This is a genomic window from Alterinioella sp. B-7, from assembly GCF_056857775.1.
Genome location: NZ_JBSXNT010000037.1, coordinates 49,003 through 62,664 on the forward strand (window position 1 = coordinate 49,003; position 13,662 = coordinate 62,664).

Annotated in this window: 12 protein-coding genes and 1 pseudogene; 4 read left to right on the forward strand and 9 right to left on the reverse strand. The window is 68.2% G+C overall.

Annotated elements, in window-relative coordinates; all coding sequences use genetic code 11:
- The first annotated feature begins 131 nt into the window (after window positions 1–131).
- Complete coding sequence (locus AC13C7_RS14250; RefSeq protein WP_482867883.1) at window positions 132–3,185, forward strand: hypothetical protein; 3,054 nt, start codon at window positions 132–134, stop codon at window positions 3,183–3,185.
- A gap of 175 nt (window positions 3,186–3,360) precedes the next feature.
- Here AC13C7_RS14250 and mgtE read toward each other — a convergent pair whose 3' ends face one another.
- From mgtE to AC13C7_RS14275, 5 genes are all read right to left on the reverse strand, one after another.
- A complete protein-coding gene (gene mgtE / locus AC13C7_RS14255; RefSeq protein ID WP_474886467.1) occupies window positions 3,361–4,749 on the reverse strand; it encodes a magnesium transporter in 1,389 nt (462 codons plus the stop codon).
- A 215-nt stretch (window positions 4,750–4,964) separates the two neighbouring features.
- On the reverse strand, window positions 4,965–5,375 hold the full coding sequence (locus tag AC13C7_RS14260) for a CAP domain-containing protein (protein ID WP_482867884.1): 411 nt from the start codon (window positions 5,373–5,375) through the stop codon (window positions 4,965–4,967).
- Window positions 5,376–5,388: 13 nt separating this feature from the next.
- A complete protein-coding gene (locus AC13C7_RS14265; protein WP_482867885.1) occupies window positions 5,389–6,720 on the reverse strand; it encodes an 8-oxoguanine deaminase in 1,332 nt (443 codons plus the stop codon).
- A gap of 127 nt (window positions 6,721–6,847) precedes the next feature.
- Window positions 6,848–7,657, reverse strand: coding sequence for a histidinol-phosphatase (gene hisN, locus AC13C7_RS14270; RefSeq protein WP_172317445.1), 810 nt, complete (start codon window positions 7,655–7,657; stop codon window positions 6,848–6,850).
- Window positions 7,658–7,712: 55 nt separating this feature from the next.
- Window positions 7,713–8,078 carry a helix-turn-helix domain-containing protein gene (locus AC13C7_RS14275; protein WP_172317443.1) on the reverse strand — a complete coding sequence of 122 codons (366 nt, stop codon included), beginning with the start codon at window positions 8,076–8,078 and terminating at the stop codon, window positions 7,713–7,715.
- A 141-nt stretch (window positions 8,079–8,219) separates the two neighbouring features.
- Here AC13C7_RS14275 and AC13C7_RS14280 point away from each other — a divergent pair, with 141 nt between their 5' ends.
- Entirely contained in the window at window positions 8,220–9,185 is a 966-nt protein-coding gene (locus tag AC13C7_RS14280; protein ID WP_482867886.1) for an NADPH:quinone oxidoreductase family protein, read from the forward strand.
- A gap of 256 nt (window positions 9,186–9,441) precedes the next feature.
- Here AC13C7_RS14280 and AC13C7_RS14285 read toward each other — a convergent pair whose 3' ends face one another.
- Window positions 9,442–10,293 (reverse strand): LysR family transcriptional regulator, encoded by an 852-nt coding sequence (locus AC13C7_RS14285; protein WP_172317439.1) that lies wholly within the window; start codon window positions 10,291–10,293, stop codon window positions 9,442–9,444.
- A 110-nt stretch (window positions 10,294–10,403) separates the two neighbouring features.
- On the opposite strand from AC13C7_RS14285, the gene AC13C7_RS14290 reads away from it, so the two are divergent.
- Both AC13C7_RS14290 and AC13C7_RS14295 read left to right on the forward strand, forming a co-directional pair.
- Window positions 10,404–10,616, forward strand: coding sequence for a YjiS-like domain-containing protein (locus tag AC13C7_RS14290; RefSeq protein WP_172317437.1), 213 nt, complete (start codon window positions 10,404–10,406; stop codon window positions 10,614–10,616).
- A gap of 139 nt (window positions 10,617–10,755) precedes the next feature.
- Entirely contained in the window at window positions 10,756–11,532 is a 777-nt protein-coding gene (locus tag AC13C7_RS14295) for a Bax inhibitor-1/YccA family protein (protein ID WP_482867887.1), read from the forward strand.
- 137 nt (window positions 11,533–11,669) lie between these two features.
- Here the strand turns inward: AC13C7_RS14295 and rpmG are convergent, their stop codons facing one another.
- The 3 genes and pseudogenes from rpmG to AC13C7_RS14310 form a co-directional block, all read right to left on the reverse strand.
- Window positions 11,670–11,837 carry a 50S ribosomal protein L33 gene (gene rpmG, locus AC13C7_RS14300; RefSeq protein WP_035256543.1) on the reverse strand — a complete coding sequence of 56 codons (168 nt, stop codon included), beginning with the start codon at window positions 11,835–11,837 and terminating at the stop codon, window positions 11,670–11,672.
- A gap of 98 nt (window positions 11,838–11,935) precedes the next feature.
- Window positions 11,936–13,249 carry a chromate efflux transporter gene (gene chrA, locus AC13C7_RS14305; protein WP_407925843.1) on the reverse strand — a complete coding sequence of 438 codons (1,314 nt, stop codon included), beginning with the start codon at window positions 13,247–13,249 and terminating at the stop codon, window positions 11,936–11,938.
- A pseudogene (locus AC13C7_RS14310) lies at window positions 13,212–13,403 on the reverse strand (chromate resistance protein ChrB domain-containing protein); the annotation flags it as partial. The pseudogene AC13C7_RS14310 and the gene chrA, both read right to left, overlap by 38 nt.
- Window positions 13,404–13,662: the final 259 nt, after the last annotated feature.

A 13,662-nucleotide genomic window follows, 5' to 3' on the forward strand; every position in this document is an offset into this window, starting at 1 on the left:
CAACCCGCACCCGGTCGGGCGGCAGTAGGTTTTCCTTGGCGAATTCCTGCTATAGAGACCGGGTTTTCAGGATGAGGGCCGTCCCGGGGGGATTCGCGGCCCGATCTGACCGAACGGCATCAGAGGCATCAATGGCACCGGAATTCGCTCTGTTTCTATCACCCGATGGAATCGCATTGGCGCATCGCCAGCCAAAGGGCCATTGGGCCGTGCTGGCCGATACGCCGCTGGATGTGGACGACCTGTCGGTCGCGCTGACCGCTCTGCGCAAGCGGGCCGAGGAGCGGGCGGATGGCAAGTTCACCACGCTGGTGGTCCTGCCCGACGACCAGGTTCTGTTCACGTCGCTGACCGCGCCCGGCCCCGATGAGGAGGATCGGCTGGAGCAGATTCGCAGCGGCCTGGAGGGGCTGACGCCCTACCCGGTCGAGGATCTGGCCTTCGATTACACGCCGCTGGAATATGGCCGGGTCAAGCTGGCGGTCGTTGCGCGCGAAACCCTGGCCGAGGCCGAGAGCTTCGCCAAGGAACACGGGTTCGAGCCGGCGGGCTTTGCCGCGCGGCCCGTGGACAATCGCTTTCCGGGCGTGGCGCTGTTCGACCGCGAACCGGACTGGACCGCATCGCTGACCGAGATCGAGTTCGGGCGCGACAGCTGGCCCAAGTCGAATGCCAAGCCCGCAGAGGCAGCAGCAGCAGCAGCGGAACCGGCAAAGGAGGCAGTGCCCGAGGCTGAGGCCGATAGAGCGCCCGACAAGGCCGAGGACGCGGCGAAGGCGGCGACAGCCAAGACCAAGGACGCCCCCGCACCGAAAGACGAGCCGAAAGACGAGCCGAAGGACAGGACCGACCCGCCAGAAGCCGCCGAAGGGGCGGACGGCCCGGCCCCCGATCCCGTCACCGGGGACGCGGTCAAGGCCCCCTCCAAGGCCGCGAAGCCCGCGACCGGCACAGCGGCCGAGACCACGCGGGACAACGCCGAAAACGCCGCGCAGGTGCAACTCTCGGCCCTGTCCCTGCCCGAGGGTTTCGGCCTGCGCCGGGATCGCGACAACCCGGACGATGCCGTTGCCGACCGGATCGGCTCGCGCCCGCCGCGCTTCGGTATTTCCCCTCCCGAGTTGAGCCGCGGCACCGCCACGGGCGACGACATGGGCGACGACACTGGAGACGACGCGGGCGACCGCCCGCGCTTCGGGCGCGGCGAGACCCTGCCCGATCCGCTTGACGACCCGGAAACCAGCCCCGCGCGCCCCTCTGCCGCCGGTCCCGCGCCGGAACTGCCGCCGCTGACGCGGACCAAGCTCCAGGCGCAGCGCGCCAGCACAAGCCTGTCCTCCTCCGACCCTGTGCCCCGCCCCGACCTGCCGCCGCTCTCGACCGCGACCGGTGCGGGGGGGGGCGCGAAACCCGCACGGCGGGGGCGGCTTTCGGGCATGGGCAAGCGGCTGAGCGCGAAGAAACAGTCGCAGACCGGCGCGGCCCCGGCGCCCGAGGCGAAGGCAGGGGCGGAGGCGGCTCCGACACCAACCCCGGTCGGCTCGATCCGGTCACGGCTCAAGACGCTGGCCCGACGCCCCGGCGCGAAAAACGGCACGGCTGCCGACTCCGCGCAGGAGCGACAGGAAAACCCCGCCGCCAAACCAGCCACCATCGCGCCGCCGCCCGCCACCAAGCCGCGGCGCGCGGAAAAGGCGGTCGGGCGGAAATCCCCCGCGCCGGCCGCGCCGATGACGGATGCCGATGCCTCGCTGACAGGCGGGCTGCTGGCGCGCGAGGCGATGTCCAGGCCCAAGGGTCCGTCGCTGCGCGCGGGTCTGATCCTGACGCTGATCCTGCTGGCGGTGCTCGGCCTGATCGCGATCTGGGCCGCGCTCTACCTGCCCGACACCGCGCTTGCGCGCTGGCTCGGGATGGGGCGGGAGGAGCCGGTGATAACCGTCACCGAACCCGCCCCCGAAATCGCCGCGCCGCCCGCCCTGCCCGAGGCCGGGACCGCGGGCGACAGCGTCGCGGGCCTGCAGCCCGAGGCCAGCGCGCCCGAGATGCCCGCCGGGACGCCGGAGGCGCCCGAGCTTCTGCCCGATATCGACGCCGACCTCGATCTTGCCCCGGTCGCGCCACGCGTCGATCCCGAGACGCTCCTGCCCACACGCGCGGAGAACGAGGCCTTCTATGCCCGCACCGGCATCTGGCAGCGCCCGCCGGTGATCGACCTGCCGGTGCCGGAAGAGGTGCTGGACGATGTTCTGCTGGCCAGCCTCGATCCCCCCGTCACCATCCATGACGCCATCGCCCTGCCCGTCCCCGCCTTCAACCCCGCGGGCGACCTGCCGCGCAGGCAGACCATTCCGGTCGATCCCGACACGGAGTTTGTCTTCGATGATAACGGGTTGGTCGTGCCGGAGGCCGAGGGCGCGCTGAACCCCGATGGTATCTTGATCTATGCGGGCACGCCGGAGGTCACGCCGCGACCGCGCCCCGGCGACAACCCGGCAGCCCTGGCCGCCGCCGAGGCCGAGGCCGATGGCACAGCGGGCGAGGCCGATCCGACGGCAGGCGCGATCGACACCGCCGTGCTGGCCGCGCTGCGCCCCGATCAGCGCCCCGCCGATCTGCAGGAAACCCGCGAACGGCAGATACTGGGCGGCATCTCCTATTCCGAACTGGCGCGGATCCGGCCCGATACGCGCCCCGACTCGATCCAGGAACTTGCCACCGCCGAAGTGGCGGAATCCGAGGCCGAGACCCTCGCCCTGGGGACCGACCCCGCCGAGATCACCAGCGACAGCCCGATGGCCGTCGCGGTCTCCTTCGTGCCGCCCACCCGGCCCGCGAATTTCGCGGCGCTGGTCGAGACCGCGCGCGAGGCCGACAGCACCGAGCCCGCGCCCGTCGTAGCCGCCAGCATCTCGGATACGGTGCAGCCCTCGGTCCCCAGCTCGGCCTCGGTGACCCGCGCCGCGACCCAGGAAAACGCGATCAACCTGCGCCGGATCAACCTGATCGGCGTCTCCGGCAGCCCGTCTGACCGGCGCGCGCTGGTGCGCCTGCCCTCGGGCCGCTTCGTCACGGTCGAGCGCGGCGACCGCCTCGATGGCGGCCAGGTCGCCGCGATCGGCGAGAATGCCCTGCAATATATCAAGCGCGGCCGCACGATCACGTTGGAAATGCCGGCGGGTTGAGGCAGGCGCTGCGCCGATCCGGATCGGTAGGGTCGAATTGCCTTCGGCAATCCGACCGGTTGGGGCGCTCGCCCCGTCGCCAGTGTCGCCCGGACCAATGGCGCTACAATGACGACCCCCGAGGATATTTTCAGATCAAGGAAGGCGCGCTGGTCCCCGTGAAATCAAGCCTGGGTCAGAGAAGCACCACCGCCGCCAGCCCCAGGAAGGCGAAGAAGCCCACGATATCGGTCACGGTGGTGACAAACGCGCCCGAGGCCAGCGCCGGGTCGATCTTGAGCCGTTCCAGCGTCACCGGCACCAATACGCCCGCCAGCCCCGCGATCACCAGGTTGATCACCATGGCGACCGCGATGACGCCGCCAAGGGCGGCCGAGGCGAACCAGAAATAGCCGACCAGCCCCATGACGAGGGCAAAGGCCAGCCCGTTGATCAGGCCCGCCCCGGCCTCGCGCAGGACGACGCGCATGAGGTTCGAGCCGGTGAGGTCGCGCGTGGCGATGGCGCGCACCGCGACGGTCAGGCTCTGGGTTCCGGCATTGCCGCCCATCGAGGCCACAATCGGCATCAGCACCGCCAGCGCCACGAATTGCGCGATGGTCTCCTCGAACTGCGCGATGACGGCGGAGGCGAGGATCGCGGTGATCAGGTTGACGAAGAGCCAGGGAAAGCGGCGTTTCGTGGTCTCGAGGATGCGGTCGCTGAGGCTGCTGTCGCCGACACCGGCGAGCCGCAGGATGTCCTCCTCGGCCTCTTCCTCCAGCACGATCATGGCATCGTCGATGGTGATGACGCCCACCAGCCGCCCGTCGGCATCCACAACGGGGGCCGAGATCAGGTGATACTGGTTGAACGCATAGGCCACGTCGGCCTGGGGCTGGTCGGCGGGGATGGTGCGGAACATCTCCTCGACCAGGTCACGCATCATGACGGGGCGTGGGGTGGACAGGAGCCGCCCGAGCGTCACGTTGCCCACCGGCTTCATGCGCGGATCGACCAGGATCACGTGATAGAACTGTTCGGGCAGATCCTCGGTCTGGCTGCGCAGGAAATCAATGGTCTCGCCCACGCTCCAGAACTCGGGCACGCGGACCACCTCGGTCTGCATGAGGCGGCCGGCGGAGTCCTCGGGATAGCTGAGCGCGGCCTCGACCGCGGCCCGGTCATCATCGTCGAGCGCGCCGAGGATGGCCTGCTGCTGCCCGGCATCCTCGATATCCTCCAGAAGGTCGACGACATCGTCGCTTTCCAGGTCGCGCACCGCCTCGGCCAGCGCGCCCTCGGGCAGGAGCGAGATGACCTCCTCGCGCAGCACCTCGTCGAGATCGGAGAGCACCTCGCCGTCGATGGCGCGGCTGTAGGCGCCGAGCAGCTCGGCCCGCTCGCCCGAGGACATCTGTTCCAGAAGGTCGGCGATATCGGCGGGGTGGAGCGGTTCGAAAAGCGCGTCCAGCCGCGCCTCGTCCCCCGCATCGACCGCCGCGATGACATCCTCGTAGAGCGTCGCATCCAGCGCATAGGCGTCCTCGTAGCCCTCCGTGCCGCTCAACTCGTCCTTTGCCATAGGCCTGCCCCCGGGTCGCTGTTCGGGCTCAACATAAAGCGGCGGGTGCGGAGATGACAGGGGGAAGGCTGCGGGAAATGACGGGGGCAACTGCGTGGACGCAGTTGCGGGCGCCCGTGGTGAGGCAGGGGCCCATGCCGTCCGGGACGGTGCCTGGCTGAGAGCGACGGCAGCCTGCGGCGCAGGTATTTATGGCAAAATGAAAGGGTGTCCGGTCAGCAAGGAGAGGCCAGCACCAGCACCCGGATTGTGCCGTCGGAGGCGAAGCCATAAAGCGTTGCGCGCCGGTCCAGCATGTTGCGGCAGTGGCCGGGGGACGCCGCCCAGTCGGACAGCGTGGCGGCATCGCTGGCCTGCCCCATGGCGATGTTCTCGGCCACGAAACAGGGCGTCAGCCCCGCGCGGCGCACGCGCTCCATGACATCCGATCCATCCCGCCCCTCATGGCTGAGGCGGCCCGTCGCGGCCAGATCGGCGGCATGGCTCGCGGCGGCGGCGTCCAGCTTGCCCATCCGTTGCAGGGGCGCGCGCCCTTCCGCTTCTCGATAGGCGTTCAGCGCAAGGTCGGCCTCTGCCGGGAATGGCAGCAGGACCAGGACGACGAAGAGGACAAGCCGGGGGATCATGCGCCCATCCCGCCTATGCCATCAATGCCGCGGCAAGGCCGCGCTGGCGCGCGAGCGTGCCGGCCAGGTCAATGCTGGTGACCTGGCCATCCGCCACGATCGGGCGGCCCTCGACCAGCAGGTCGCGCACGCGGGTCGGTCCCGCAAGCAACGCCGCGCCCATGTCCCAGTTGCCCGCCGCCTCGACGCCCGACATGTCCCAGATCGCGATATCGGCGCGTTTGCCGGTCGCGATCTGGCCGCAATCATGCCGCCCCAGAACCTCCGCCCCGCCGCGCGTGGCGATCCACAGCGCCTCGCGCGCGCTCATGGCGTCGGCGCCGCTTTGCACCCGTTGCAAGAGCATCGCCATGCGCGCCTCGGCCACCAGGTTGCCGGAATCGTTGGAAGCCGAGCCATCGACGCCGAGACCGATCTTGACGCCTGCATCGCGCATCGCCCGGATGGGCGCGATGCCCGAGCCAAGCCGGCAGTTGGAACACGGACAATGCGCGATCCCGGTGCGGGTTTTCGCAAAGAGATCAATTTCTTGCCCATCCAGTTTCACGCAATGCGCATGCCAGACATCATCGCCGGTCCAACCCAGGTCTTCGGCATATTGGCCGGGGCGGCAGCCGAATTTCTCCAGGGAATAGGCGATATCCTCGTCGTTCTCGGCCAGGTGCGTATGCAGCATCACGCCCTTGTCACGGGCCAGGATCGCCGCGTCGCGCATCAGATCGCGGCTGACCGAAAAGGGCGAACAGGGCGCGATGCCGACGCGGCACATGGCGCCCTCGGCCGGGTCGTGGAACGCGTCGATGACACGGATGCAATCGTTCAGGATGTGGGCTTCACGCTCGACCAGGCTGTCGGGCGGGAGGCCGCCATCGCTCTCGCCGATGGACATGGCGCCACGGGTGGGGTGGAAGCGCATGCCGATCTCCGCGGCGGCGGCGATGGTGTCATCCAGCCGCGCGCCATTGGGATAGAGATAGAGGTGATCCGAGGTCAGCGTGCAGCCCGAGAGCGCCAGTTCGGCCAAACCGGTGAGCGCGGAGACATGTATCTCCTCCGGGCCGAAGCGGGCCCAGATCGGGTAGAGCGTCTGCAACCAGCCGAAAAGCAGCGCGTCCTGTGCTTGCGGCACCGCGCGGGTCAGGCTCTGGTAGAGATGGTGGTGCGTGTTGACGAGGCCGGGTGTCACCAGGCATCCGGCGGCGTCGATTGCCTCGCCGCCCGTCAGGCCCGCGCCGATCTCGGCAATCACGCCGTCCCGTACCCGGATGTCGACGCCGGCAAGTTCCCGCGCCGCATCATCCATCGTCAGGATCAGGCTGGCGGATTTTATCACGATTTCAGTCATATATGTCTCACACTTCATCCGGCCCCTTTGGTGTCACGAGGTGTGAGGGCGCGTGGCATAAAACGGGTGAAAGGCGGCCAGGCATCCCTGCCGAGCAGCCTAGCGCGCGCGCCACCCGCCGCAAATCCTAAAAATCAGATAGGATTTTCAGGACATTTCGATGCAGTTCGGGACAGCCCGCCGCAACCGCGCGCCCGCCCTCATGGACCGGGCCGCCCTGCCAGTCGGTGACGATGCCGCCCGCCGCCTCGATCACCGCGATGGGGGCGGCGATGTCATAGGCGTTGAGGCCCGCCTCGATGACCAGATCGACATGGCCGCCCGCGACCAGCCCGTAGGCGTAGCAATCCATGCCGTAGCGGGTCAGTTGCACCCGGTCGCGCACCGCTTCGAAGCCGCGCCGTTCCGCCGCGCTGCCAAGTTCGGGGAAGGTGGTGAACAGAACCGCCTCGGCCAGGCCCCGGCCCCGGCGGGTGCGCAAGGGACGGGGTCCGTGCGGGCCGGTCAGCTCGGCGCGGCCAAAGCCGCCCTCGAACCGCTCGCCGATATAGGGCTGGTCAATGAGGCCATAGAGCGGGCCATCCGTCCCCTGCACCGCGATCAGCACGCCCCAGGTGGGCGTGCCGGAGATGAAGGCGCGGGTGCCGTCGATGGGGTCGAGCACCCAGGTCAGGCCGCTGGTGCCGGGGGCCGCCCCGAATTCCTCGCCCAGGATGGCATCCTCGGGGCGGCGCTCGGCCAGGATGGCGCGCATCGCGGCCTCGGCGGCGCGGTCGGCCTCGGTCACCGGATCGAAGCCGCCCGCCAGCTTGTTCTCGGCGGCCAGGTCGACGGTGCGGAAATAGGGCAGGATCACCGCGCGCGCGGCATCTGCCATGGCATGCGCCGTGGCGATCAGATCGTCGGTCAGGTCTTGCGATAACGCGGGGCGGGTCATGGGCGCGGGCCTTCTTGCTGCTCGCACGCCCCGTGGCACGGCCCCGCCCCTGCCGTCAAGCGGCGCTGCCCGACAGCACGCGGGCCAGCTCGAACAACTGGCGGCGCTGGTTTTCCGGAATCGCGTAGTAGGAGCGGACCAGTTCCAGCGCCTCGCGGTCGGCCAGAACGTCGCCGGGCAGCGGACCCGACGCCTCCGTGCCGCCCTCCAGCCCGTCGAAGAAATAGCTGACCGGCACATCCATCGCGCCCGCAATTTCCCACAGGCGCGAGGCGCTCACCCGGTTCATGCCGGTCTCGTATTTCTGGATCTGCTGGAACTTGATGCCGACCTGTTCGGCCAGTTGCTGCTGCGTCATCTCGACCATCCAGCGGCGGTGGCGGATCCTCTTTCCAACATGGACATCCACGGGATGCTTCATAGTCCTCGATACTCCATACGCTCGACCCTTGCGCACAACCATAGGTGGAAGCGCGGCCATAGGGAACCCGCGATTGCCCGGTTGCACTCTGCTAAGGTAGCGCTAGCCTCGGCGGCGGCAACTGGAACGAGAGGAAAATTGATGCGCGCCTTCCGATTGAACGGGTTCGATACCGCGCCGGAGATCGAGGAACTGCCCCGCCCCGTGCCGCAAGAGGGCGAGGCGCTGGTGCGGATCGCGGCCTGCGGGCTGAATTTCGCCGATCTGCTGATGCTGACGGGCCGCTACCAGGACACGCCCGCGCCGCCCTTCACCATCGGGATGGAGGTGGCGGGCATCGTCGAGGCGCTCGGCCAGAACACGGACGGCCCCGCCCCCGGCACCCGCGTGGCGGTCTTTGCCGGAGAGGGCGGGCTGGCCGAGGCGGGCTGCTTTCCGGTCGCGCGCATGGTGCCGATCCCCGATGCGATGCCCTTCGACCAGGCGGCGGGGTTCCTGGTGGCCTATGGCACCTCGCACCTGGCGCTGGACCACCGGGCGCGGCTGCAGAAAGGCGAACGGCTGCTGGTCCTGGGGGCCGCGGGCGGTGTCGGGCTGACGGCGGTCGAGATCGGCGCCGGCATGGGGGCCGAGGTGATCGCCTGCGCCCGAGGGGCCGCCAAGCTGGAGGTGGCGCGCGCGGCCGGGGCGCACCACCTGATCGACAGCGAAACGGGCGATATCCGCGAGGCGGTGCGCGCGCTTGGCGGGGCCGATGTGGTCTATGACGCGGTCGGCGGCGACCAATTCAAGGCGGCGATGCGCGCGAGCAATCCGGGCGGGAGGCTGATCCCCATCGGCTTTGCCAGCGGCGAGGTGCCGCAGATCCCCGCCAATATCCTGCTGGTCAAGAACCTGAGTGTGATCGGCTGCTACTGGGGCGGCTATATGGGCTTTGCGCCCGACATCCTGCGCGACAGCCTGGCGGAGCTGTTCCGTCTCTACGAGGCGGGCCGCCTGCACCCCCATATCGGCGCGACCTACCCGCTGGAGCGGGCCGCCGATGCGCTGGCCCTGATGAAGGCGCGCAAATCGACCGGCAAGGTGGTGGTGGTGATGTCGGGCTGACCATGGTCCGCGCTTGCGCCTTGTTGCCGTTGGCGTCGAATTGCCTTCGGCAATCCGACCGGTTGGGGGGACGCTGTCCCCCCAAACCCCCCTGGGATATTTTCAGAACAAAGAAGGGGGCAGGCGCAGGCCAGGGACCGGGGGGAGCCCGGCTAGAGCATGTCTCTCAAAAGTGGGAACCGGTTTTGAGCTTCTCGGACATGCGTCATCAAGAGGTTAGAGGGCGTTGCGTGACTGCGAATGAACGCGACGAACTCTAGAGCGTCGCGAAGGCTTGGCGGACGAACTCCACCATGGCCTTTTCCGGCTCGCTCTTGGCCAGGTCGGCGCCGTACATGTTGATCTTGACCTGCGGCAGGTCCGGCAGCGCGCCGCCATGGCGCAGCTGCGCGACATAGCGCGGCTCGGCCCCCTCGATACAGGCATTGACGGCCAGATCGGCGCTGATCGTGGCCTCGATGGTGCGGGTGTTGTCGCTTTCGACGGCCATTTCCCAGGGGATCCCGGCGCGGTCCAGCTCGCGCTGCACGGCATGGCGGAAGATGCACATCTCCTCGAAGGCCAGGCGCAGCGGGCGCGCGCGCCATTGCTGCCCGTCGATGGCCCCGACCCAGACCAGGGGGCGCTCCAGCAGGGTCTCGCCGCCGCTGTCCAGATGCGGTTCGGTGGCCAGCGTCAGGTTGACCTCGCCGCGTTCCAGCATCCGGCGCAGGCGCGAGGTGAAGGAGCTGACCAGCTGCACCTTCATTCGCGGAAAGGTCGCGTTGAAACGTTGCAACACCTGCGGGATCGCCGGGTAGATGATGTCGCTCGGCACGCCCAGGGCCAGCTGCCCCTCGTAATCCTGCGCGGTCAGCCGGGTCATCGCCTCATCGTTCAGCGACAGCATCCGGCGCGCGTAGCTCAGCATCTGTTCGCCCTGCCGGGTCAGCGCCAGCTTGCGCGCCGAGCGATCCAGAAGCGAGACACCGACGCTTTCCTCAAGCCGCTTCAACTGCATCGAGACCGCCGATTGCGTGAGGTTCAGGAAGCCGCTGGCACGGGTGACGCCGCCGGTATCGGCGACGGTCACGAAGGCGCGCAGGGCGGTCATATCGAGATTTCGCATTCATCACGTTCCTTGATGCAAGCGTTCATGAACATTCATTTTCATAATGGATATGGGCGGCCTACATATCAAGCATCGAAATGATCCGACTGCTGAAAAGGCCTCCTCCCATGGCACATACCCTCCTGCACCGCCCCGTCACCACCGCCCGCCGCCCGTCCGTTCTGGCCTATGCCGCTGCCGGCCTCTCCGCGTGGCGCCAGCGCCGCGCCCTGACCCGCCTGGACGCCGCCGCGCGCCGCGACCTGGGCCTCTCCGAGGCGGATGTCTATGTCGAATCCAACCGCCCGGCCTGGAACATTCCGGCGGGCTGGCTGCGCTGAGCCGGAATTTCCGGAAAATTCGCGCGGGATCGGTCCCGGTTATCCTTGAATTTGCGCCCCGCCTTGCCGATATTCAGGCAGGAGGCGGGGCGCATGTCGTTCCGCCATACGAATCACTTGCCTTTCATCGGAGGATTCCATGGCAGAGTTTGACACGATCCGGTCGCGCGGCGCAGCCGTAAGCCAGGCCGAGATCGACCAGGGCCTGCGGGCCCACATGAACAAGGTCTATGGCACCATGTCGATCGGCATGGTGATCACCGCCGCCGCCGCGTGGGCGATCTCGGGCCTTGCCGTCACCGATATTCCTGGTGGCGTGCCCCTGCGTCCCGGCACGTATCTGACCGGCCTTGGCGAAACACTGTATCTCACGCCGCTGAAATGGGCGGTGATGTTCGCGCCGCTGGCCTTCCTGCTCTTCGGATGGGGCGCGCTGATGCGCCGGGGCTCGGCCGCTGCCGTCTCGCTCGGCTTCTTCATCTTCTCCGCCGTGATGGGCGTCTCGATGAGCTCCATCTTCCTGGTCTTCACGCCCTATTCCATCGTGCAGGCCTTCCTGGTGACCGCCATCGCCTTCGCGGGGCTCAGCCTGTTCGGCTACACCACCAAGCGCGACCTCAGCGGCATGGGGACGTTCCTGATGATGGGCGTGTTCGGCCTGCTTGGCGTGATGATCGTCAACCTCTTCATCCAGTCCGAATTGATGATGAACGTGATCGCGGTTGTCGGCCTGCTGATCTTCGCCGGTCTCACCGCCTTCTACACCCAGGCGATCAAGTCCGAATACGTGGCCCACGCCGCGCATAACGACCAGGAGTGGCTGGACAAGGCCGCCGTCGATGGCGCGTTGAGCCTCTATATCGCCTTCCTGAACATGTTCCAGTTCCTGCTAATGTTCCTCGGGCAACAGGAATAACAGCGGCGCAAGCTGACAGGATCAAGGGCCGGTCGCCAGTGACCGGCCCTTTTTTCATGGCCAGGGCGCCAGACGGAAAACGGGCCGCGACTGGATCACCAGCGCGGCCCGTTTGCAAAGCGGTTCGGCAGATCGGCTTACTTGATCTTGCCTTCCTTGTATTCGACATGCTTGCGCGCGACGGGGTCGTATTTGTTCACGACCATCTTCTCGGTCATCGTGCGTGCGTTCTTCTTGGTCACGTAGAAGTGGCCGGTGCCCGCCGAAGAATTGAGGCGGATCTTGATGGTGGTCGGCTTCGCCATGTGAAAACTCCTGATCAGCGGGGCGCAAGGGGCCTAGGGCCGCCCGCGCGGGCGTTCCTTGGTGTTGAGCGCGCTTTTTACCCTTGTCGGGCCGGGTGTCAACCGAAAACGGGCGCGATCAGGCCCATCCAGATCGCCCCGGCCCCCGCCATCAGCGGCAGCACCAGCAGCAGGTCCAGTTTGCGCCCGATCAGCAACCCTGCCGCGATCAGCGACAGCACCAGCGCGCCGGGGTTCAGCGTGGCCAGGTCGGGCAGCCACAGCCGCGCGGGGCCAAGATCGACCCGCGCCACATCGGCAAAGAGGACATTGAGCCCGAACCACAGCGACAGGTTGAGGATGACGCCCACCACCGCCGCCGTGATGCCGCGAAGCGCGCCCCCCAGGCGCGGCTGGTGGGTGATCCACTCCACGTAAGGCGCAAAGGCGAAGATCCACAGGAAACAGGGCGTGAAGGTCACCCAGAGCGTGATGAGTGCCGCCAGCACGCCGCCCCAGAGCCCGCCCTGCCCCGCGCCTGCCATGAAGCCCACGAACTCGGTCACCAGGATCAGGGGGCCGGGTGTGGTCTCGGCCAGGCCAAGCGCATCCATCATCTGCCCGGTGTCCAGCCAGCCGAAATCGCCCACCACCGCCTGCACCATATAGGCCAGCACCGCGTAGGCCCCGCCGAAGGTGACCACGGCAAGCTTGGAGAAGAACAGCGCGACCTCTGCCATGACGCCCTCGGGCGCGATCAGCCACAGCGCCGCGACCGGCAGCAGCCACAGCGCCAGCCACAGCGCGATGGTGGCGAGCGTGCCAGTCTCCACGGGGCGCGCGGGCGCGGGGTCGCTGGATGTCCTGCCCATGGCCAGCGCCCCCGCCAGCGCGGCGCCCGCGATGATCAGCGGAAAGGGCAGATCAAAGGCGAAGAGCGCCAGGAACGCCGCTGCGGCCAGCCCGTAGGCCAGCCTTGAGGTCAGCGCCTTGCGCGCCACCCGGATCAGCGCCTCGATCACGATGATGATGACCGTGGCCTTGATCCCGAGGAAGAGTGCGGCGATCAACGGCACCTGCCCGAACGTCGAATAGAGCGCGGCCAGCACCAGGATCACCATCGCCCCCGGCAGCACGAACAGCCCGCCCGCCAGAAGGCCCCCGCGCGTGCCGCCCAATCGCCATCCGGCATAGGTGGCCAGTTGCATCGCCTCCGGCCCCGGCAAGAGCATGCAGAAGGAGAGCGCGTTGAGGAACCGCTGCTCGCTCAGCCACGCCCGCGTTTCGACAAGCTCGCGGTGCATCAGCGCGATCTGCGCGGCGGGGCCGCCGAAGCTCAAGAGGCCGATCCGCCCGAAGACGCGAACCATCTCGCGATATCCGATCTCCATCGCCTCAGCCCCGGCCCGGTCCGGGCCAGTCATGCCCCTCATCCACCCCGTCCCGCGCCCACCGGTAGAGCGCATCATAAAGCGGCAGGGCCGCCTCAAGCTGCGCATTGTCATCGCGGTATTGGCGCGAGAAGCCGACGCTTGCGGCCAGCAGCCCGGCGGCCTGCGGGGCGAGGTCATGCGCGTTGGTGTCGGCGCCGCCCGATCGGCGAAGCGCCGGATCAGGCAGGGGCAGGCCGCACCCGCACATGTGGCGGTCAGGGGTGATCAGGTTGAGGCCGGACATGGGTGGCATCCTCCTTGTCGGTCAAGGGTTGGGGATGCGGGCAGGTTCGGCCTTGGCCTCACGGGGGTTGCACGCAGGGATGCCCCCATGCCCCCACCATCCGGCCAGTCGGGCGATGCTGTCAACCCCGGCGGCGCGTCAGGGGGTGTACAGGGGGTGCATCGGGGGG

Bases quoted from the DNA above. Each gene is read 5' to 3' on its own strand.
- AC13C7_RS14275 (WP_172317443.1), bottom strand. From the start codon at position 8,078: ATGAAGCATCCCGTGGATGTCCATGTTGGAAAGAGGATCCGCCACCGC.
- chrA (WP_407925843.1), bottom strand. From the start codon at position 13,249: ATGAGGGGCATGACTGGCCCGGACCGGGCCGGGGCTGAGGCGATGGAG.
- AC13C7_RS14280 (WP_482867886.1), top strand. From the start codon at position 8,220: ATGCGCGCCTTCCGATTGAACGGGTTCGATACCGCGCCGGAGATCGAG.
- AC13C7_RS14290 (WP_172317437.1), top strand. From the start codon at position 10,404: ATGGCACATACCCTCCTGCACCGCCCCGTCACCACCGCCCGCCGCCCG.
- AC13C7_RS14265 (WP_482867885.1), bottom strand. From the start codon at position 6,720: ATGACTGAAATCGTGATAAAATCCGCCAGCCTGATCCTGACGATGGAT.
- AC13C7_RS14250 (WP_482867883.1), top strand. From the start codon at position 132: ATGGCACCGGAATTCGCTCTGTTTCTATCACCCGATGGAATCGCATTG.
- hisN (WP_172317445.1), bottom strand. From the start codon at position 7,657: ATGACCCGCCCCGCGTTATCGCAAGACCTGACCGACGATCTGATCGCC.
- AC13C7_RS14260 (WP_482867884.1), bottom strand. From the start codon at position 5,375: ATGATCCCCCGGCTTGTCCTCTTCGTCGTCCTGGTCCTGCTGCCATTC.
- AC13C7_RS14295 (WP_482867887.1), top strand. From the start codon at position 10,756: ATGGCAGAGTTTGACACGATCCGGTCGCGCGGCGCAGCCGTAAGCCAG.
- rpmG (WP_035256543.1), bottom strand. From the start codon at position 11,837: ATGGCGAAGCCGACCACCATCAAGATCCGCCTCAATTCTTCGGCGGGC.
- AC13C7_RS14285 (WP_172317439.1), bottom strand. From the start codon at position 10,293: ATGCGAAATCTCGATATGACCGCCCTGCGCGCCTTCGTGACCGTCGCC.
- mgtE (WP_474886467.1), bottom strand. From the start codon at position 4,749: ATGGCAAAGGACGAGTTGAGCGGCACGGAGGGCTACGAGGACGCCTAT.